The sequence below is a fragment of the Acinetobacter sp. TYF_19 genome (assembly GCF_043105125.1).
Lineage (GTDB): Bacteria > Pseudomonadota > Gammaproteobacteria > Pseudomonadales > Moraxellaceae > Acinetobacter > Acinetobacter johnsonii.
In genome coordinates this window covers 37,757-56,986 of the sequence record NZ_JBICLH010000088.1, presented here as the reverse complement: position 1 = coordinate 56,986, position 19,230 = coordinate 37,757, and the positions used below count along the sequence as shown (strand labels likewise).

Below are 19,230 nucleotides of genomic sequence, written 5' to 3'. Positions count from 1 at the left end.
TTTCGATACAAGGCTAAATGATCGACTAAAATGAAAATTTTTAAAAAGTTATTTTATATTTTAAAGTTTTATACACTGCTTAATTTAAAACAACGAAATAAATGTGATGCCATAGATAACTATGCAGATCAGATTGTTTTACAGGCTAAGCTAGAGAATCAAGGCATTCAATTACCTAAAAAGATATGGATCTATTGGGAAGGGAATATGCCAGCTTTGGTTCAGCATTGTATTGATCGTATTGAGAAATTACATCCTGACTATACCGTGAATTTATTAAATCCAAAGAATGTTGCGGATTTTATAAGTTTTGATTTAACTTCACCTATTTTGCAGAAGGCAACATCTCAACAACGTGCAGACTTAATTCGGTTCGACCTAATTTATCATTATGGTGGAATTTGGTTGGATGCGAGTATTATTATTTATAAAAAATTAGATTGGATTGAAAAGCTCATCCAGCAAACACAAACGCAAAGTTTTGCCTATTATCGGAAAAAAAATACCATATTAGCTGATTATCCAGTAATCGAAAACTGGTTGCTGGCTAGCGTAGCACACAATCCATTTTATCAATTATGGTTTAAGGAACTCTTTAGCGCTATTGAAATCGGGCCAAAACAATATATTCAATATATTCAATCTAACTATGATAATTCTCAAGATTATTTCCAGCATATAGGTCGCTTAGAATACCTCGTGGCTTATGTTGCATGTCAGAAAGTGATGCGTGATATATCGCCGAGTATGGTTTTAATCAATTGTGATGAGAATGCATTTTTCTATCAAGTGAAGAATAAATGGGTCAAGGAAAAGACCCTAATTGATCTGGCTATTTGTGAGGCTCCAGATGAGTATCCGAATCTCATAAAACTTGCAGGGAAAGAGCGTCAGATATTGGATAAGCATTTTGCGCGAGGGCAATATTTCAAGCACTCACTTTTGGATTTTTAGTCAGCACTCGAAAAAATAGCCTTGAATCGGGTGTATTTTATTGGAATTTAAATAAGTCCTTTGCATTTACTTTTGGAAATGCTTCCACAGCACTATGTTCAGAAAGGTTATATACGGTAATTCCTTGAGCCTTAAAAAACTGTGCCGCTAAGTCGAAAGCTGGTAATGTGAAATCTAATGATCTGTCTAAAAGCGTTGGTTGTTTATTTTCAGCACTCTCATAGAAACGGGGCTGGGAAAAATTATTCATGTCTAACCCAGCTAAGTAAATCTCTTGATAGCGGAGTGAGTGAATAATCTGTAGTGCAACATAGGCCACAGTAAAATAATCAAAGATTGCGGTATATATTTGAGTTGAAAAGCCCAATTCATTGTGGGTAAAGAAATAATTTTTTTGCATGTCGACAGCTTTTTTAGGCTGTAAGATTGGTTCAATTTCACCGCGAGTAATAGGTTCTACGACTCTAATGCTGCATTGGATATCCTGAAATAAAACTTTTCGTAAAATCAGATCTAAACAACGTGGCGTAGTGTAAAACGTACAATTGCTATTGAGAACTTTCAACACCAAATCAAAACGGCTCTCAACGAAATTGTGGTCAATAATGACATAATGCTTAAACACAACATTAGGCATCGAAATTGCGCCATTTAATCCAACATAATCTATATCGGAGCGGGTAAAAGCTTCGGGAGGGATCTGTTGGACTGATGGCCCAGTTGCAATCATCATGCATAGCTTGTTTTTTGTACAAACGGCTTGCGTATTATCGACGACTAACTTCTGTTTGAAAAAAAGTTTTTGTAAGCCATTTTCAGTATCACGTTCAACCTGATAATACGGCCAAAAACGGCGATTATGTTTGTATTGATTTGAATGACTCAGTTTGTAAACGACTTTATAAATATTTCTAAAACACAAGTTTGAAAAAAATAATTGTAAGGTCTGTAGCTTTTTAGGAATCATAAATAAGTCATTAAGGTTGAACGTTTTAAAAAATAGGCTAAGTTGTGACTAAAACAGTCACTTTAAGCTTTAGTCATCTAGTCTAAATTTGTTGCTACTGAGTTTAGACTTTAACTTATTGAGCTTTTGAGTGAACCAAGATTCTTTCTGCCCTGGGCGTGTAATTTTATTGCCGTGATAGTTGGCTTGAGTTGCTTTGGTAAAAGCACCAAAAGGTTCAATCATATATTGTTCTGGTTTATATCCAGCAGCTAGCGCTTCGTCATAATATTGATCAAAAAGTGCTATTAGATCTGCCCTAGGGTGAGGCATGATTTCACCATCAAACCAGTGCTTTTGGCCTGTTGCTTCAAGACGAGTTAATGAATACTTATGACTGAACTGCGTGCCCATATCTGAGTAATGTAGAATTTTGATTTGTTCAATCGACATTCCTTCGCCATCAATATTATTGTAAGAATCTTGATAAGGTTGTACGAGATTTGGTTTTTCTTTTAGAAGGCGCATTAAATTCTTATGTGCATCTGGATTGGCTTGAATGTCTTTCAATGTTGGAAGATATTGTTTGGCTTTTTCACAATCCCATACACAAGTACATAGACGCGCTGAGCTTTTGCCGCCCTTAGCGATAACAATGGCATCGTCTTGCATTGGATGAGACCAAAGTTCTGCAATATCACAAAGTACAATGACGTCGGCATCCATGTAAATTGCGCGGCCTTCGAAGTTACACGATTCAGGAATGGCCCAACGGAAACCAGAAAAAGGAGTAGCCCATTTTTCAGTACGCCATCCCTCACCAGTCTCCTGATTGGTATACCAAGGGCTGTTTGTGTCATGACTCAGTTGCATCCAAGTAATATTCACAGGATGCGAAGTGTGCTTACGAAGACTATATTCAAGAACCATCATTTGTTCTAAGTCACAATTATTGGGATCACAACCTACAAATACTTGAATTGTTTGAGTCATCTTACACACCGTTTTATATAATTAGATTTTAATACAAAGTCATCGCTATAACTATAATAGGATTATAAGTGCTAAAAGCTAGTTCTGCGTAGTAGTTTTTTGCAAATAGTGTCTTGCTGAATGCGGTGCCGCTAGAGATATATGATGTGATTGGTCGCTTTAAATTGATGAGTTTGGTAGGTTCAACTAATATATGGATATGAGTTAGAGCTCTTCCTTAGATTGAGTTTGGTCATCATTGTATTTTATGATTTTGGCGGATTATTTTGAGTGAGAATAGAAATACTTTCTCTGTGATGTCCACATTTATACGTTAAATTTTAAGTGTAAGTGTTAGATGATTTATAGATTTAAGTATTTGTAATTAAATATAAAATAACCTTGAGTGTTTCTTCAGGTTTTACAGGATCGGTAATGTTAACAGTTTTTGGTTTCCATACGGACGATAAGTTATATACAAAGCATGCGGATATTTTAAAATGCTCGGCAAATAAATTTGGTATAGATGTGCATTTTCAAAGCTTTTCCAAAGATGATTGGCAAAAAATTATAGCTTTTAAGCCATGTTATATCGCAAAAGTTCGACATGAGCTACAAGGGCCAATTTTGTATATTGATGCCGATGCGATCATTCTTGAAGATATTCGACCTTATTTTGAATCAATCACAGAAGATATTGCTGTGCACTATATTCATAATAATCGTTTAATTAGTGCCACGCTGTTTATCAACGATACTCCAAATGCGCGTTTATTGGTTGATGAATGGGAAAAAAGACAGCTGGCTGAGCCTGGCCGTTGGGATCAGGTTGTATTGCAGGAATTACTGGATGCATGGGTCGAAGAAAAACGCGTTACACTCAAAAAGCTACCGCCCGAGTATAACTTTATTTTTGACACATCACGTAAAGCATACGGTGATACAGTTGAACCGATTATCGAGCAATTACAGGCGAGTAGAGACATGCGTTGGGTGCAAAAATATCAGCGTAGAAACGCGTTCTACCGTTGGTTTATGCGCTCAACCACATTAGCAAAAAGTACACGAAAAATTTTGACGCGCCACGCGGTTGTTAACGCACGGGCAAAGCAATTGGGAATTGATATACAGCTTGAACTTCAAGACCTCATGTAAATGGTGTTTAGGGGTGCTGTAGAGGGAGTTGGATCTGCTGGTAGGGGGCCTTTTTTAAAATATACCTGATCCAGTTGCCAAAGCTGTATTTCTCACGAATTTGTGTATCTACAGCGACATAAGGACTGTCTAAAAAGTCTTTCAATGTATCTAAATTTTTACCATCCCAAATCAGAATGTTATTGGGATGGTAAAAATCATAATTGTGTATTTGCGCATTGTTTGTGATTAATTTTTTTTGATAATACAGTGCTTCAAAGGTGCGGAAAGATAATCCTTTATGCACTGGATTGACTACATCTACCAATATATCTGCTTGATTAATATGTTGAAGGTTATCCTCATAGTCAATATTTTGGTTGATAAATTTTATTTCTTGAGTGTGATATTGCGTTTGCGCATCTGCTTGATCACCATGGCGAAATTTAATATTGAAATCTAAAGTAATACCGTGCTCAATAAGCGCTTGTGCACAATGATCAATCGGTTGAGAGCGGTCATCAAAATGTAGACCTACAAAGTAGGCAACAGTACCTGTGTGTAGCTTGGGTTTTGGGGAGTACATGTCAAAATAGAAATTGGTACAGCCTTGAAACTTGTAGTTTCTGTAGTCCGGGTTTGATAAATCTTCTGGGTCAAATACAAAAAAATGGTCAAATAAATCAACGGATGATAATGTTTTAGGAAAGCGTTCTATGCCATTCCATTGATAGCCAATAAAATGGTGATTTGAACATGCTTTTAATATTTTTAAGTGTCGACTATCAATTAAGTCTGGACGTATGACGAGTACATAATCAAAGGTATTATTCTGTAAAGCCTTGGAAATTTCTTCGGCAATGATTCGCTGTTTGATGGCATCTTTTGCTTTATCTTTATATGAAAAATCAGCCAAGAATAATTTTCGGAAAAGTGTGTAGATATTTATCCATCGTGGCAGTTTAATTTTTTGAATATTTTCAGGTGAGCTATTAATGAATTTGACTTCAAAGTTATGGAATTCTAAATTTTTCTGAATAGCAGTCGCAAAATTACTATGGCTGGGCATCACTAAGATTATTTTGTAGGTCATGATGTCTGTCTCATAAGGATTTCAATCTATTTATACGACGGCTAAGGGGATAAAGCTTCCTAAAAGAAATTTATATTTTTGGATATCTCTCTAGGCTGTATACCATATTTAGCTGCGATTCTGACTGTATGGTCATGTGTGTGTATTTTTGTGATCAGTTTATGTTTAATAAGCATATTCAATCATTATTAGACAACTGGAGATTTAATTAGACCAATATCTATAGGTAAATTAAAGGTTTTTTGGCTTCCGAATACATGTTTGTGTATGCTGAGCAAAAGCAATAGGCACCGCCTTGACGGTACTGTTGCTATACATAATTGCTAGCTTGACCATCAACAAAAAAGTGTATTTAGAGAGCAATATAATTACTCTGGCTTATCCGCATTTCCTTTCAAGACCATATAAATTAAGCCGACAAAAATGACAAAAGCACCCGCAAGGCTACTTACACAGAAAAAGACAATACGGTCATAGGTGGTTAAATTAAATAATTGATTGTCTAAAATATAGCGCATGAAAAACCATTGCACGATTGCAAAAACAATTAGCACAATACCACGACGACGGACTTCAGGACGCATAGCCATTTGGTTGCTCACAACTTATCTAAAACAATGCGCTATTATGCCACTGCTGAGAATTGATCTCAAATGAATAAAAGTATTCTATTCAGGCCGTTAGGAAATAGTATAAATTATTCTTTCAAAATTCTTGAAATCACGTGCTGGTTTGTGGAGCCTACATTGGTGGCTGTATCCGATAAGCATTGATATTGCCATAACAATTTCTAAAACGTCTATAGGACCATATATATTGTTCAGGTGCTTGGTTAATCATGTCTTGCATGGCAAGATTTAAACTGTCCACAGATAACTGTAGATCTTTCGATAAAATATCTTGAGATAACTCAGTACAGTACACATCAAAACCCTCTGCGCCAGCATTACGAATACAACTTAATCCAATCACATTGCATTGCGTTTTAGCCGCCATTTTAGAGACAAGTGTCGTGGACAAAGTATTTTGCTGGAAAAAATATGAATAAATACCACCGCTAGGTTTTGGTAGATGGTCCGGTAAAATCACGGTCAGCCCACCTTGTTTCAAGTGTTTGAAGATACTGCGGATACCTGTTTCATCGGTGGGAACTAGTGTGGCATTAAACTTTTGGCGTGCAGCTAAAATATAGCGGTTAATCCCTTTAATTTTATAGGGTTTATACATGATCATTGGTTGCGTATAGACATTTAACCATGCATTTAACAGCTCCCAACAGCCAAAATGCGGAATGACCACAATTACGCCTTTTTTATTGGCTAAAGCCTCTGTTAGAACGGATTCCCCATGAATATTTTTTAATAAATCTAGGTTGTATTGTGGTGGCATTCCCCAACATTTTAAAAATTCAATATAGGTCTGACACTGGCTTTGAATGCTGAGATGAACGCGTTTCTGGAGTGTTATTGGGTCGAGTTCAGGGTAGGCCAACTGCAGATTAATGGTGGTGATACGCTTAATTGAAGAGTCACTATAATAAAGCAGGTGCGCAATTCCGCGTGCGATGTATTGTAAAAAAGACAATGGAAAAAGTGAGATGATTTTAAGTAGATAATAAATAGCCATATTTTGACTCAGAAATCTTTTTAAAAGATGAGATGAGAGAAAATTTTGCAAAGAGACTTAAAAATCTAAGATAGATAAAATCAAAAAAAGATGAGCGTCTTAAGAACAAAATATATGAATAAATCAATAGAGTGATTCAGTGCAAGAACGGCTGCAATAAAATATAGACTATCGTGAATCACTGTAAGGGGGATAGATCAAAAGTTCAAAAGAAATTTTGGAAAATTTGAAGCGAAAATAATATCTATGGAATGGATGGTCTGGTCTTGAATGAAAAAACCCTGCACATGGCAGGGTTTCTTTAATCAAAATCTAAAGATTATTTGGTTTCTTCAGCTTTTGGTTTTTCACGTAAGCGAATACCTAAATCACGTAGTTGATTTGATTCAACTGGAGCAGGTGCTTGCGTTAATGGACATTCAGCAGTCTTGGTTTTCGGGAATGCAATCACATCACGAATAGAAGCACCACCTGTCATGAGCATGACTAAACGGTCTAGACCGAATGCTAAACCACCATGAGGAGGAGCGCCGTAACGTAAAGCATTAAGCAAGAAGCTGAATTTCTCTTCGGCTTCTTCTTCACCAATACCTAAAGCTTCGAAGATTGCTTTTTGCATTTCTAGGTTATGAATACGTAGTGAACCACCACCAATTTCAGTACCGTTTAACACCATGTCATAAGCCACAGAAAGTGCAGCACCTGGGTTATTCTTCACATCTTCAACGCTTGACTTAGGCAGTGTGAATGGGTGGTGAACAGAAGTCCATTTGCCATCATCTGTTTCTTCAAACATTGGGAAGTCAACCACCCAAAGCGGTGCCCACTCGCAAGTTGACATCTTCAAGTCATGACCAACTTTAATACGTAAAGCTCCCATGGCATCGTTTACAACTTTAGCTTTGTCTGCACCGAAGAACACGATATCGCCATTTTCTGCGCCAACACGTTTCAATAGATCAAGCACGATTGGCTCGATAAATTTCACGATTGGAGATTGTAAGCCTTCGATACCTTTTTCAAGTTCATTGACTTTGATGTAAGCCAAACCTTTTGCACCGTAGATGCCGACAAATTTGGTGTATTCATCAATTTGGCTACGCGGTAAAGAACCTGCACCCGGAACACGTAATGCAACGATACGACCCTTAGGATCTTTAGCAGGACCTGCGAATACTTTGAATTCAACTTCTTGCATTAGGTCTGCGACGTCAACCAATTTCAAAGGAATACGTAAGTCTGGTTTGTCCGATGCATAGTCACGCATAGCATCTGTATAGGTCATGCGCGGGAATTTATCGAATTGAACATCAAGAAGTTCTTTGAACATCTTAACGGTCAACGTTTCCATTAAATCCATGATGTCATCGTCACTCATGAACGATGTTTCAACGTCGATTTGGGTGAATTCAGGCTGACGGTCTGCACGTAAGTCTTCATCACGGAAACATTTTGCGATTTGGTAGTAACGATCGATACCACCCACCATCAACAATTGTTTGAATAATTGTGGTGATTGTGGAAGTGCGTAGAAGCTACCATTTGAAACACGGCTTGGCACTAAGTAGTCACGTGCACCTTCAGGCGTTGCACGGGTTAAAATCGGAGTTTCAACGTCTAAGAAACCATTGTCTTCGAAATAGTTACGAATGAGGTTGGTTAGTTTAGAACGGAAACGTAAACGATCTAACATTTCAGGACGACGGATGTCCAAGAAACGGTATTTCAAACGAATTTCTTCAGAAATATTGGTGTTGTCGTCATTCAATGGGAACGGCGGAGTTTCTGATGCAGCAAGAACTTCGATTTCTTTACCTAAAACTTCGATTTGACCGCTTACCATATTGGTATTTTCTGTGCCTGCATAACGGCGACGTACACGACCTGTAATTTTTAATACGAATTCTGAACGTACTTTGTCCGCAGTTGCGAATGCTTCAGGAGTGTCTGGGTCAATAACCACTTGCACAAGACCATCACGGTCACGCATATCAAGGAAGATGACACCACCGTGGTCACGGCGACGGTGTACCCAACCGCAGAGAGTTACTGTTTCATCAATTTGAGCTTCGGTTAAAGAACCGCAGTAATGAGTTCGCATCATGGCGTTAAAAATCCAACTATATGGCTAAAGGTAGCGAATACGTAAACAGCGTACCGCCAGAAATAAAGGTAGGATTATGCCTCTTTGGGCATTGACTCTCAAGGTATAGCTTAAAAAAGGCATGAAATAGCATTTAAGCGTTGGTCTAAATTCAGCCTAAACGATAGTCTCGATCTAAAAATAAAAACAGAATGCAGCCAAAGATTAGAATTAGCAAAGCGACTTGGCTAAATTCATTAATACTTCGCCCCGTAAAATAATACAGGTCTGACTGCCACACTTGCGTGGGGATATAACGTGCATAGTCCCAAACACTGACTAAACCGCCTAAAAGGCTCAGTATGAACAGTCCAATTGCAAAGCGTTTGATTTTTAAACTCACTGGAAAATGTTGCTGATAGGTTTGGTAATAGCGCCAAGCCATCCACGCCAACAAGGGCAAAGCCAGTGCCGATGTGCCAATTTGTAAAATGCGGTGTAGCGGATAGCCGTGCCCTAACAAAGAGATCTTTTGGCTTAAAAATGCATGTCCAAACAAGGTGCGGAAGTCAGCATGGGTGAGTCCGTCCCATAACAGATGCGTTGCTGTACCCAGCAGGATCGCGAGAATAACGGCCACAGAAAATTTAAAAAAACGCAGCATACTGCTCAGCCTTAACTCATGCTGAATACCTAAAAAACGATAAAAACAGGGCCGCAATAGCGCGTACCACAAAACACAAAAACTGAGTCCAATCCAAAGATCGGGGTGAATCAGTGAAGTCCAGTAGTGGGTAGTATTTGAATTGGCTTGTGTAAACAGTCGATAAAGATCAGGGGTCATACTGCCAATGGCAATGGCAGCAATGGGTAATCGGTCACCACTGAGTTTGGCTAAAGGAGGCGCGAGAACGGCATGTGAAATGGTAAAGGGCATTGATCTGTTGGCGTTGGTATCGACTTAGATGGATAGGGCAGTTTATCTTTTTTCTACGATTGGAATGTTTTTTATTGCAATGAATTTGAAATGTTATATTATAACAATATTCAAAAATTGTACGCTTGAGTGAGTTCCATGTCTTTCCATAAAAATTTGATAACGCTCTCTATTTTGGCGGTGGTCACACCTGCCGTTTTTGCAGATGACACAACAACACAACAACTTGAAACGTTGACCAGCCAAGCACATCCACTCGTTCAGACCGCTGCTGATTTTGCAGTCGCCGATCAGGTCATCGAGCAAAAAAGTTTAAAAGAACGCGCACCGACCATTGGGGATGCTTTGGCCGATGAGCTAGGCGTATATTCAAATCAATATGGTTCAGGTTCAAGCCGCCCCGTGATTCGTGGTCAAGATGGCCCTCGCGTGAAGGTCTTACAACATGCTTCAGAAACTGCTGATGTCTCGAGTTTATCGCCAGACCATGCCGTGACGGTCGATCCGATTTTGGCCAAGCAAATTGAAATCATCCGTGGCCCTTCAACCCTGTTATATAGTGCAGGTACCGTGGGCGGTTTGGTCAATGTCACCGATCAAAAAATTCCAACCAGCATGCCTGAAAAAGGTTTAGAAGGTACGGCTGGATTACGCTACAACTCTGGCAGTGATGAAAAGTTGGCCAGTGCTGGGGCGACGGTTGCTTTGGGCAGTCAGTTTGCTCTACGGGTTGAAGGTTCAAAGCGTGAAGCGAATGACTATATTGCGCCGAACTATTTCCATGAGCATGAGGGTGAACTCGAAAAAGAACGTCGTGTCGGAAATACCTTTGCCAAAGGCGAAACTGTCAGTGTTGGTGGTTCATGGATTGGTGAGCGTGGTTTTGCGGGTATCGCCTATACCAACCGTCAAGATCAATACGGTTTACCTGGGCACAGCCATGAATATGAAAGTTGCACTGTATCAGGTAATTTATTAATTGGATGTGGTGAGGAAGATTATGGCGACGAACATGAGACAGGGCCTTGGGTTGATTTAAAGTCGGAGCGTTATGACTTCCGTACAGAAATTTTAAATCCGCTTGCAGGGTTTGAGAAGTTACGTGCCCATGCCAGTTATACCGACTACCAACATGATGAAATTGAAGGCGATAGTGTTGCAACTACCTTTAAAAGTAAAGGTTATGATGCGCGTCTAGAAATGGTGCATCAGCCGATTGCGGATTGGGAAGGTGTGGTTGGCGTACAGTACAATCAACAAAAACTAGATATCACTGGTGAAGAGTCTATTTTAGAACCGGCCAAGACGCAAAAGTGGAGCGTATTTGGTTTAGAACATAAGCAGTGGAATGACTTTCATTTTGAGTTAGGGGCACGTGTCGATCATCAGACCATTGATATTGAGTCCAATCGAAAAGACTATGATGATTATGCCGTGTCCTATTCGAGTGCTGTGAATTGGATGTTTGCACCGAACTATAAGCTGTCTTTGGTTGGATCACATCAAGAGCGTTTACCTTTGGCGCAAGAGCTTTATGCTGATGGTAAGCATCTTGCAACCAATACCTATGAACGTGGCAATGAAAATCTCGATGTCGAAAAGTCCAATAACTTAGAGTTAGGTTTCCATTACGATACGGATAAAATTGATTATCATGTTCATGTTTACCACAACTGGTATGACAACTACATTTATGCTCAAACTGCCTACCGTTACGAAAACTTCCGTCTAGTGGACTACACCCAAGACAAAGCACGTTTTTATGGGACGGAAGCAGAAGCCTCTTATACCCTCAATGATGTTTATAAAATGAGTGTCTTTGGTGATTATGTACGTGGCAAAATTGACAATGAAAATGCTCCACGGGTGCCTGCTGGCCGTTTAGGAACAAAAGTGAATGCTAACTTTAGTGACACGTGGTCAGGAACGGCAGAGTACTACCATGTGTTTGAGCAAGATCGAATTGCAAGCTATGAGACCGAAACCGAGGGTTATAACATGGTGAATCTGGGCTTGGCGTATAATGGTCAGTATATGCAGGGCAATGATTATCGCGTGTATTTCAAAGCCAATAACCTCTTAGATGAGACGGTTTATTCGCATACCTCTTTCTTATCGACCATTCCGCAAGTGGGGCGTAACTTCACAGTTGGACTGGACTTTAGTTTCTAAGACGCTGTTTAAAGTGATTTAAGCAAAGCGTTCGACAACAGAAATCCTCTTGAAAAATCAAACAATAAAACCTAGTCTGAGTATATTGGATTAGGTTTTTTGTTATGCGTATCTTTCGAAAATTACATCAAAAACTCAACTGGACATCGACCCGTTATGTCGGTGTCGTGGTGGGTTTATTGGCTCTGACTTATTTAACCTCCGCAGTTTACCATAGCGTTAAACCACTGCCTGATGGGCTGGACTATACGGGCAAGTTACGTCATGCCGATGTCAAATTTATTGCAGATCAAACCTATATCGATGCACAAGGCAAGCAGCAACAAGATCATCATATTTTCGACGCAGTGTTTCAACTGATTGAAGATGCACAAACCACGATTGTGTTGGATATGTTCTTGTTTAACGATGAAGTGGGAACATCTCAAGCATCACAACGTGCTTTGACTCGTCAGCTGACCGATGCGTTAATTGTCAAGCGAAGCTTACATCCGAATATTGAAATCAAAGTCATTACCGACCCGATTAACTCAGTATATGGCGGACTATTACCTGAGCATTACCGTAAGTTACGTCAGGCAGGCGTGGATGTAATTGAAACCGATTTACGTCCGCTCCGCGCCTCGAATCCCATTTGGTCTGGTTTTTGGTATATCTGTTGTCAAAATGCAGGCAATAATCCCGACGGTGGTTGGTTAAGAAACCCGTTTGGGGATGAAAAAATCACTCTACGTAGTTATTTAAACTTATTTAACTTTAAAGCCAATCACCGCAAAACTTTGGTGGTCGATACCGTTGAAGGTTGGAAAACCTTGGTCACATCGGCGAATCCACATGATGGAAGTTCACGACATTCCAATGTGGCGCTGTTGGTGACAGGCAATACCGCAATTGATGTGTTGAAAACAGAGCAAACTGTAGCACATATGTCTCAGGGCGATGTACCAATGGTGATTCTAGGCGAAATTGCAGGAAATCCATCTCAACCGCAGGTACAGGTGCTGACTGAAAAAGCAATTCTAGATGCAACCCTCAATTTGTTGAATACGGCAAAAGCCAATGACCAGATTGATTTGGCGATGTTCTATTTGTCTGAGCGTCAAATTATCAATGCTTTAAAAGATGCACAGAAGCGTGGAGTTAAACTTCGGATTTTACTCGACCCCAATAAAGATGCATTTGGTCGTCAAAAGAATGGAATTCCTAATCGTCAAGTTGCGTCTGAGCTTAACGATGCAGGTATTACAGTACGTTGGTGTAATACTCAAGGAGAGCAGTGTCATAGCAAAATGATTTTAAAACGCCATGCGCAAGAAGCCGAGCTTATTTTAGGTTCTGCGAATTTTACCGCACGGAATTTGAAGAATTATAACTTAGAGACCAATTTACGTGTGATTGGCCAGTCTAATGCAGCGGTGTTTATAGATACACAGCAATATTTTGATGGGGCATGGTCGAACTTAAATGGTCGTCAAATGAGTGTGGGCTATGAGCAATATAAAGATGAGTCAAAACTCAAATATGGGCTATACCGCTTTATGGAATGGAGTGGTTTGTCGACGTTTTAGAGATTTTTTTCCTTGTTAGAAAAGGCGTAGCACAGCTAGGTAAGAGAAAAACTAAAATAAAAAAAGCGCAATATGCGCTTTTTTTATTTGGACTTACTGTTCAGGATTCGGCGGGATGATTTGATCCAAATCTTTATCGGTCATGTTATCGAGTTCATGTAGATCGGTTTTGATTTTCCATTTTTCGGCATCTTCCACTGGGCTCGGTAGACGTGCTTCTAACCAGTCACAAATGACATCAGGTGGAAAGTCAGGATGGTTACACTGAATGACCCATGCCAAGAATTGTTTAGCTTCACCATTCATATACGGCGGCGGTGATACAGGTAAAAACTGCGTCGGTAGGCGCTCATTTTTCGAAATATAGTTCAGTACATGTCCCAGCTCTTGTACCGTTTGCCATGCCAACGGGTGATCTACATTAATTTGAAACTTAAACCACCATGCACTTTTTCCATCTGTGCCATAAGCATCAATCAGATTTTTTTGAATACTGGGCACTTTTGCAAAATATTCATAGAGTCGATCAAAACTTAATTCAGCCACGATTGTTCATCCAATACATTTATAAACAAAGATTAAGTATAAACTGAAAACATATATGTTTTTTGCTTTTCAAAGGAATCCTGCTTCATACCTTATAGTGGTGATAATGGTCAGTGATCCAAAATTGATGGCTTGTACATTTTTTATCCATAAAATAGGTTTAAAATAAAGATATTCACCTCAGTGGAGGAAGATGATGAAATATTTAAAAATAATCTATGGAATAAGTTTACTCAGCTTATTTCCTGCACTGAGTTTTGCTGAACCCGCGACGCGTTATTATGGAAAACCGCTGACTTCGCAAACCCAGCGTTTCCCAACCTATGCTGGACCGTATCAAGGTGCAATGCCCAGACCTACATCACCGCCTCAAATTGAACCCCCTCATCACAGACCACCTCCGCACCATCCATCACATGGCGGATATCCAATGCGACCCGGTGTGAGTATTATTTACCGAGCGCCCAGCTATTCAACCTATAGTCAGGAAACCAATAGCTATGTGTATGTGGATGGCGACTCCAGTATTGAAAGCCGTGATTATGTGTTGATTAGCGATTGGCGACGTTTGGGATTGCCAGACCCACCTGAAGGTATGCACTGGATCTATGAAAATGGACGTTACGCTTTAGAACCTGATTCAAAATAAATGAATCTTTGCTTGATACAGAAAACCCTCCGTTGTTTAGACGGAGGGTTTTTTAGTGGTCAATAAAGAATTAAGCGAGTTCATCATCTTGTGGGCGTGGTGTTTTCCCTTCAGGCAAAGGCTTGTCGGCATGTTTATCCCGAATTACTGAAGGATAATTCCACGATGCATAACGGACTACCAAGATTGCAACCGCCATAATTAAAATTGAACCCGTAATAATCACCAAATCCATATCCGCTTTGTGGTCATGCTGGATATCGGAAATTAAAAGTCGGGTGAGGGCAGTGATTGCGATATAAATTAAAAAGCGGACAGGCATGTGGTTGGTTTTAAAATAGATCCCGACCATTGCACCCAGTTCTAAGTAGATGAATAACAGTAAAATATCATCAATTGAGGCATATTGTTTAATGGTCAGGATCTCATAAACGGTATGTCCTGCCGACCAAATCACCATACAGCCAATAATAAATAAAGCCACATAGTGAAAACTTTCTACTGCAGTATTGCCCAGTTTATCGAGGAGGGTTTCTATTTTCTCTATTTTAGGGTCACGGTTAGTCATGGCTGCCTCCTGATATGTTGATTGTGGTTTATTGCATCATAAGCAAATTTCATGCACATGACGTATAAAAGCAAAAATAAAGCTGAGCCATAAAAAAACGCCTGATGAAGCAGGCGTTTTTTTATTCAGTCATTAAGCGATTAAGCTTGGCTGGTGAAGTAGTCTTCAGAGAAGTTCATGATGACTTCTGCACCTGCTTTTACTTTTGCAATACGTAAGTCGATTTCAGGCAAAATGCGTTGAGCAAAATAAGCTGCAAGCGCAAGTTTGTTTTGATAGAAGTCACCATCTTTAGCTTTTGCAGCATTGGCAATTCTTGCAAACATATAGGCAAAGCTAAGTAGGCCGACTGCATGTAAGTAATCTACTGCTGCAGCATTCGGGAACTCTGCACTTTCAGCAGCACGTTCAAGGATATACTTGGTCACTTCTTCCACTTCAGTTGCTGCATCGAGTGTTGCATCTTTAATGAAGTTTAGGTCCGCGTCTAAGCTGTTAGCAAAGTCACGGATTTCAGTAATGTAGTCTGCGATGAATGCACCACCACATTTAATGGTTTTACGACCGATTAAATCTTGAGACTGAACGCCGTTGGTGCCTTCGTAGATCTGTGCAATACGTAAGTCACGTACACATTGCTCCATGCCCCATTCACGAATATAACCATGACCACCGAAGACCATTTGTGCATCTAAAGTTGCTTGGAATGCAGTATCTGTTAAATACGCTTTTGCAATAGGGGTTAATAAGGCAACACGGTCATTGGCTGCTTTTACTGCTTCAGGGTCTGTTGAGAACTTAGTGATATCCAGTTGCTGACCCACGTAAACTGCAAATGCACGAGATGCTTCGTTGTTCGCACGTGCATTAAGCAACATACGACGCACATCACCATGAACTAAAATGCTGTCTGCAGGTTTAGCAGGCGATTGAACACCCGACGCGCTACGACCTTGTAGACGGTCTGTTGCGTACTGTGCAGCATTTTGGTAAGCAAATTCAGATGCGCCTAAACCTTGAATACCCATCGATAAACGTTCGTAGTTCATCATCACGAACATTGCCGCAAGGCCTTCATTTTCTTTACCGACCAAGTAACCTTTGGCACCGTCAAAGTTCATTACACAAGTTGCAGACGCTTTGATCCCCATTTTGTGTTCAATTGAACCTGGACCTGCCGCATTACGCTCGCCTACAGAACCATCTGCATTCACTAGGAATTTAGGCACGATGAATAATGAAATACCACGTGAACCCGCAGGTGCATCAGGAGTTTTTGCCAAAACTAAGTGAATGATGTTTTCAGCTAAGTCGTGGTCACCGCCAGTAATAAAGATTTTGGTCCCTGTAATGTTATAGGTGCCGTCTTCGTTACGTTCAGCTTTAGTTTTGATAATGCCTAAATCGGTACCTGCATGAGGCTCGGTTAAACACATGGTCCCAGACCATTCGCCTGAGTAAATTTTAGGTAAATAGGTTTCTTTTTGTTCTTGCGATGCGTAGCTGTTCAGCGCCATGCCAGCACCGACAGAAAGAAGCGGGTAGAGCATGAATGATGGGTTAGTTGCGAACAGCATTTCATCTGCAAGAACTGTCAGCATTTTTGGCATGCCTTGACCGCCCCATTCTTCATCAGCCGCTAAGCCAATCCAGCCGCCTTCAGCATATTGCTTAAACGCTTCTTTAAAACCAGCAGGTGTAGTCACTGCGCCATTGCTAAATGTTGCACCTTCTTCATCACCTGTACGGTTTAAAGGTAGGGTGACGTTCTGCGCAAATTTAGCCATTTCCTCGAGGATCGCTTCAGCCGTCGCACTGTCTACATGAGCTAGATTTTCATTAGACTGCCAGAACTGATCTGCATTGAAAACGTCATTGAGGATAAATTTCATATCCGCAAGTGGGGCATTATAAATTGGCATGTTCGTTCACCTGTTTATTGTTTGAATCTCTGTAGACTTAGGACAACTTAATTAACAACGGAGAGTGTTGTCAGATGACCCAAGCGAAATAACGCTCTATTTATAAAGAAAAAGGACCGCCAAAGCTATGACTGTCCTTTTTCATTTCTGTACTCAAGAGTACAACTATTTCGAATATCGAATTAGTTATTAACTACTTAGAATGCAAAGTGCTCTGCATCTAATGCAAGTAACGGTTCTACGCCACCAGCAATCACGTCAACGTGTGAGCGAACACGTGGAAGGATCTTCTTGAAGTAGAAACGAGCTGTCGTGACTTTCGCATTATAGAAGTCAACGTCAGTTGTACCTGCAGCCAATGTTTCTTGTGCTACAAGTGCCATACGTGCCCATAGATAAGCAAGCGTTACATAACCAGAGAAGTAGAGGTAATCGACCGCAGCAGCACCCACTTCATCTGGGTTTTGCATTGCTTTCATACCAATTTGCATGGTTAAGTCGCCCCACTCTTTATTTAGAGCAGCAAGAGGTTCAACAAACTCTTTCATTGCAGCATTGTCTTTGTTTGCTTCAACAAATTTGTGAATAATCTTAGTGAAGTCTTTCAACATTGCACCTTGAGTACCCAAAACTTTACGACCTAACAAGTCAAGCGCTTGGATTTCAGTTGTCCCTTCGTATAAACACGCAATACGTGTATCACGAACGATTTGTTCCATGCCATGCTCTGAAATAAAGCCGTGACCACCAAATACTTGAACGCCGTGTTTTGCAGACTCAGAACCTGTTTCAGTCAAGAATGCTTTTGCAATTGGGGTAAGGAGTGACAAAATGTTGTCAGAAGATTTACGCTCTTCTTCCGTTGCACCTTGCTCAACCACGTCCGCATGTAGAGACAATAAGTAAACCAGTGCACGACCACCTTCAGCAAATGCTTTTTGAGTTAACAGCATGTTACGAACAGCAGGGTGAACAATAATTGGATCGGCTTCTTTTTCTGGTGCTTTAGGACCAGAAAGTGAACGCATTGCTAAACGATCTTTCGCATATGCTAAAGCACCTTGGAATGCACCTTCAGATGCAGCAAGACCTTGAACAGCAGTACCAATACGTGCGGTGTTCATGAAAGTGAACATGCAGTTTAAGCCACGGTTTTCAGGGCCAATCAAGAAACCTTTTGCATTGTCAAAGTTGATTACGCAAGTTGAGTTACCATGGATACCCATTTTGTGTTCGATAGAACCACAACGCACCGCGTTACGCTCACCCACACTACCGTCTGCGTTTAAGTTAAACTTCGGTACGATGAATAAAGAAATACCTTTGGTGCCTTTAGGTGCGCCAGGAAGACGAGCAAGAACAATGTGAACAATGTTCTCAGCCATGTCATGTTCACCCGCTGAGATAAAGATTTTCTCACCAGTGATTGCATAGCTACCGTCAGCTTGTGGCTCAGCTTTAGTACGGATAATACCCAAGTCAGAACCAGCGTGTGATTCTGTTAAGCACATCGTACCTGTCCAAACACCTGAAACAAGGTTTGGTAAGTAAGCATCTTTTTGTTCAGCTGAACCGTGATGTTCTAAAGTACGAACTGCACCATGAGAAAGACCTGGGTACATGCCCCATGCCCAGTTTGCAGTACCGACCATTTCTGAAATCACGTTACCCAAAGAAACAGGTAATGCTTGACCGCCGTATTGTTCTTCAGCAGAAAGAGACGGGAAGCCAAGTTCGATATATTTTTGATACGCTTCTTTAAAGCCAGTTGGCGTGGTAACAACGCCATCATTCCAAGTACAACCTTCGCGGTCGCCGCTTTGGTTGATTGGAGACAATTCGTTTTCACAGAAATCTGCAGCAGCTTCTAAATATTGGTCAACCAATTCACGGCTTACGGTTTCCTGAAATGCAGGCAATTTAGAATAGTGTTCTTCTGCATTCAATAGCTCATGCAGTACGAATTGCATATCACGTAAGGGCGCTTTGTATTGTGGCATATCGGTTTCCTCAATACTGGTTTAACCAGCTTATAATCCTAATAAACATAAAAACGTGTC

At 40.3% G+C, this 19,230-nt stretch carries 16 protein-coding genes; 5 read left to right on the top strand and 11 right to left on the bottom strand.

The genetic code is table 11. The features are described from left to right. Nucleotides 1-30: 30 nt before the first annotated feature. Complete coding sequence (locus ACF8FD_RS15705; protein ID WP_078425685.1) at nucleotides 31-954, top strand: glycosyltransferase family 32 protein; 924 nt, start codon at nucleotides 31-33, stop codon at nucleotides 952-954. A gap of 37 nt (nucleotides 955-991) precedes the next feature. Here the strand turns inward: ACF8FD_RS15705 and ACF8FD_RS15700 are convergent, their stop codons facing one another. Both ACF8FD_RS15700 and ACF8FD_RS15695 read right to left on the bottom strand, forming a co-directional pair. Next, the gene (locus ACF8FD_RS15700; RefSeq protein WP_234304498.1) at nucleotides 992-1,921 is read right to left on the bottom strand and encodes a lipopolysaccharide biosynthesis protein; all 930 of its coding nucleotides are present in this window, start codon (nucleotides 1,919-1,921) and stop codon (nucleotides 992-994) included. Between the two features lie 69 nt (nucleotides 1,922-1,990). Further along, the gene (locus tag ACF8FD_RS15695) at nucleotides 1,991-2,893 is read right to left on the bottom strand and encodes a glycosyl transferase (protein WP_114392691.1); all 903 of its coding nucleotides are present in this window, start codon (nucleotides 2,891-2,893) and stop codon (nucleotides 1,991-1,993) included. Nucleotides 2,894-3,307: 414 nt separating this feature from the next. On the opposite strand from ACF8FD_RS15695, the gene ACF8FD_RS15690 reads away from it, so the two are divergent. Beyond that, nucleotides 3,308-4,027 (top strand): putative nucleotide-diphospho-sugar transferase, encoded by a 720-nt coding sequence (locus ACF8FD_RS15690; RefSeq protein WP_114392694.1) that lies wholly within the window; start codon nucleotides 3,308-3,310, stop codon nucleotides 4,025-4,027. 7 nt (nucleotides 4,028-4,034) lie between these two features. On the opposite strand, the gene ACF8FD_RS15685 is transcribed toward ACF8FD_RS15690, so the two are convergent. The 5 genes from ACF8FD_RS15685 to ACF8FD_RS15665 all read right to left on the bottom strand — a co-directional run bounded on the left by ACF8FD_RS15685 (nucleotide 4,035) and on the right by ACF8FD_RS15665 (nucleotide 9,745). Beyond that, nucleotides 4,035-5,099, bottom strand: a complete 1,065-nt coding sequence (locus ACF8FD_RS15685) for a hypothetical protein (protein WP_228254476.1) — start codon at nucleotides 5,097-5,099, stop codon at nucleotides 4,035-4,037. 368 nt (nucleotides 5,100-5,467) lie between these two features. After that, complete coding sequence (locus ACF8FD_RS15680) at nucleotides 5,468-5,689, bottom strand: hypothetical protein (protein WP_114392698.1); 222 nt, start codon at nucleotides 5,687-5,689, stop codon at nucleotides 5,468-5,470. A 151-nt stretch (nucleotides 5,690-5,840) separates the two neighbouring features. Next, nucleotides 5,841-6,725, bottom strand: a complete 885-nt coding sequence (locus ACF8FD_RS15675) for a lysophospholipid acyltransferase family protein (protein ID WP_114392700.1) — start codon at nucleotides 6,723-6,725, stop codon at nucleotides 5,841-5,843. A gap of 319 nt (nucleotides 6,726-7,044) precedes the next feature. Continuing rightward, nucleotides 7,045-8,829, bottom strand: a complete 1,785-nt coding sequence (gene aspS / locus ACF8FD_RS15670; RefSeq protein WP_234304499.1) for an aspartate--tRNA ligase — start codon at nucleotides 8,827-8,829, stop codon at nucleotides 7,045-7,047. 151 nt (nucleotides 8,830-8,980) lie between these two features. Further along, nucleotides 8,981-9,745 carry a DUF4184 family protein gene (locus tag ACF8FD_RS15665; protein WP_114392704.1) on the bottom strand — a complete coding sequence of 255 codons (765 nt, stop codon included), beginning with the start codon at nucleotides 9,743-9,745 and terminating at the stop codon, nucleotides 8,981-8,983. A gap of 138 nt (nucleotides 9,746-9,883) precedes the next feature. On the opposite strand from ACF8FD_RS15665, the gene znuD reads away from it, so the two are divergent. Together znuD and ACF8FD_RS15655 are read left to right on the top strand one after the other, a co-directional pair. Next, nucleotides 9,884-11,917 carry a zinc piracy TonB-dependent receptor ZnuD gene (znuD, locus tag ACF8FD_RS15660; RefSeq protein WP_114392706.1) on the top strand — a complete coding sequence of 678 codons (2,034 nt, stop codon included), beginning with the start codon at nucleotides 9,884-9,886 and terminating at the stop codon, nucleotides 11,915-11,917. Between the two features lie 104 nt (nucleotides 11,918-12,021). Further along, the gene (locus ACF8FD_RS15655) at nucleotides 12,022-13,485 is read left to right on the top strand and encodes a phospholipase D family protein (protein WP_234304500.1); all 1,464 of its coding nucleotides are present in this window, start codon (nucleotides 12,022-12,024) and stop codon (nucleotides 13,483-13,485) included. A 93-nt stretch (nucleotides 13,486-13,578) separates the two neighbouring features. Here the strand turns inward: ACF8FD_RS15655 and ACF8FD_RS15650 are convergent, their stop codons facing one another. Next, nucleotides 13,579-14,031, bottom strand: coding sequence for a hypothetical protein (locus tag ACF8FD_RS15650; protein WP_234304501.1), 453 nt, complete (start codon nucleotides 14,029-14,031; stop codon nucleotides 13,579-13,581). Between the two features lie 193 nt (nucleotides 14,032-14,224). Between ACF8FD_RS15650 and ACF8FD_RS15645 the strand changes: the two genes are divergently transcribed. Next, nucleotides 14,225-14,680 carry an RcnB family protein gene (locus ACF8FD_RS15645; protein ID WP_279677556.1) on the top strand — a complete coding sequence of 152 codons (456 nt, stop codon included), beginning with the start codon at nucleotides 14,225-14,227 and terminating at the stop codon, nucleotides 14,678-14,680. Nucleotides 14,681-14,750: 70 nt separating this feature from the next. On the opposite strand, the gene ACF8FD_RS15640 is transcribed toward ACF8FD_RS15645, so the two are convergent. The 3 genes from ACF8FD_RS15640 to ACF8FD_RS15630 all read right to left on the bottom strand — a co-directional run bounded on the left by ACF8FD_RS15640 (nucleotide 14,751) and on the right by ACF8FD_RS15630 (nucleotide 19,170). Then, the gene (locus ACF8FD_RS15640) at nucleotides 14,751-15,248 is read right to left on the bottom strand and encodes a phosphate-starvation-inducible protein PsiE (RefSeq protein WP_004697744.1); all 498 of its coding nucleotides are present in this window, start codon (nucleotides 15,246-15,248) and stop codon (nucleotides 14,751-14,753) included. A 140-nt stretch (nucleotides 15,249-15,388) separates the two neighbouring features. Next, on the bottom strand, nucleotides 15,389-17,170 hold the full coding sequence (locus ACF8FD_RS15635; RefSeq protein WP_004983588.1) for an acyl-CoA dehydrogenase C-terminal domain-containing protein: 1,782 nt from the start codon (nucleotides 17,168-17,170) through the stop codon (nucleotides 15,389-15,391). Nucleotides 17,171-17,367: 197 nt separating this feature from the next. After that, complete coding sequence (locus tag ACF8FD_RS15630; RefSeq protein WP_279678790.1) at nucleotides 17,368-19,170, bottom strand: acyl-CoA dehydrogenase C-terminal domain-containing protein; 1,803 nt, start codon at nucleotides 19,168-19,170, stop codon at nucleotides 17,368-17,370. Between the last annotated feature and the right edge of the window lie 60 nt (nucleotides 19,171-19,230).

Bases quoted from the DNA above. Each gene is read 5' to 3' on its own strand.
- ACF8FD_RS15705 (WP_078425685.1), top strand. From the start codon at position 31: ATGAAAATTTTTAAAAAGTTATTTTATATTTTAAAGTTTTATACACTG.
- aspS (WP_234304499.1), bottom strand. From the start codon at position 8,829: ATGATGCGAACTCATTACTGCGGTTCTTTAACCGAAGCTCAAATTGAT.
- ACF8FD_RS15665 (WP_114392704.1), bottom strand. From the start codon at position 9,745: ATGCCCTTTACCATTTCACATGCCGTTCTCGCGCCTCCTTTAGCCAAA.
- ACF8FD_RS15700 (WP_234304498.1), bottom strand. From the start codon at position 1,921: ATGATTCCTAAAAAGCTACAGACCTTACAATTATTTTTTTCAAACTTG.
- ACF8FD_RS15695 (WP_114392691.1), bottom strand. From the start codon at position 2,893: ATGACTCAAACAATTCAAGTATTTGTAGGTTGTGATCCCAATAATTGT.
- ACF8FD_RS15680 (WP_114392698.1), bottom strand. From the start codon at position 5,689: ATGGCTATGCGTCCTGAAGTCCGTCGTCGTGGTATTGTGCTAATTGTT.
- ACF8FD_RS15655 (WP_234304500.1), top strand. From the start codon at position 12,022: ATGCGTATCTTTCGAAAATTACATCAAAAACTCAACTGGACATCGACC.
- znuD (WP_114392706.1), top strand. From the start codon at position 9,884: ATGTCTTTCCATAAAAATTTGATAACGCTCTCTATTTTGGCGGTGGTC.
- ACF8FD_RS15630 (WP_279678790.1), bottom strand. From the start codon at position 19,170: ATGCCACAATACAAAGCGCCCTTACGTGATATGCAATTCGTACTGCAT.
- ACF8FD_RS15645 (WP_279677556.1), top strand. From the start codon at position 14,225: ATGATGAAATATTTAAAAATAATCTATGGAATAAGTTTACTCAGCTTA.
- ACF8FD_RS15675 (WP_114392700.1), bottom strand. From the start codon at position 6,725: ATGGCTATTTATTATCTACTTAAAATCATCTCACTTTTTCCATTGTCT.
- ACF8FD_RS15640 (WP_004697744.1), bottom strand. From the start codon at position 15,248: ATGACTAACCGTGACCCTAAAATAGAGAAAATAGAAACCCTCCTCGAT.
- ACF8FD_RS15690 (WP_114392694.1), top strand. From the start codon at position 3,308: ATGTTAACAGTTTTTGGTTTCCATACGGACGATAAGTTATATACAAAG.
- ACF8FD_RS15685 (WP_228254476.1), bottom strand. From the start codon at position 5,099: ATGACCTACAAAATAATCTTAGTGATGCCCAGCCATAGTAATTTTGCG.
- ACF8FD_RS15635 (WP_004983588.1), bottom strand. From the start codon at position 17,170: ATGCCAATTTATAATGCCCCACTTGCGGATATGAAATTTATCCTCAAT.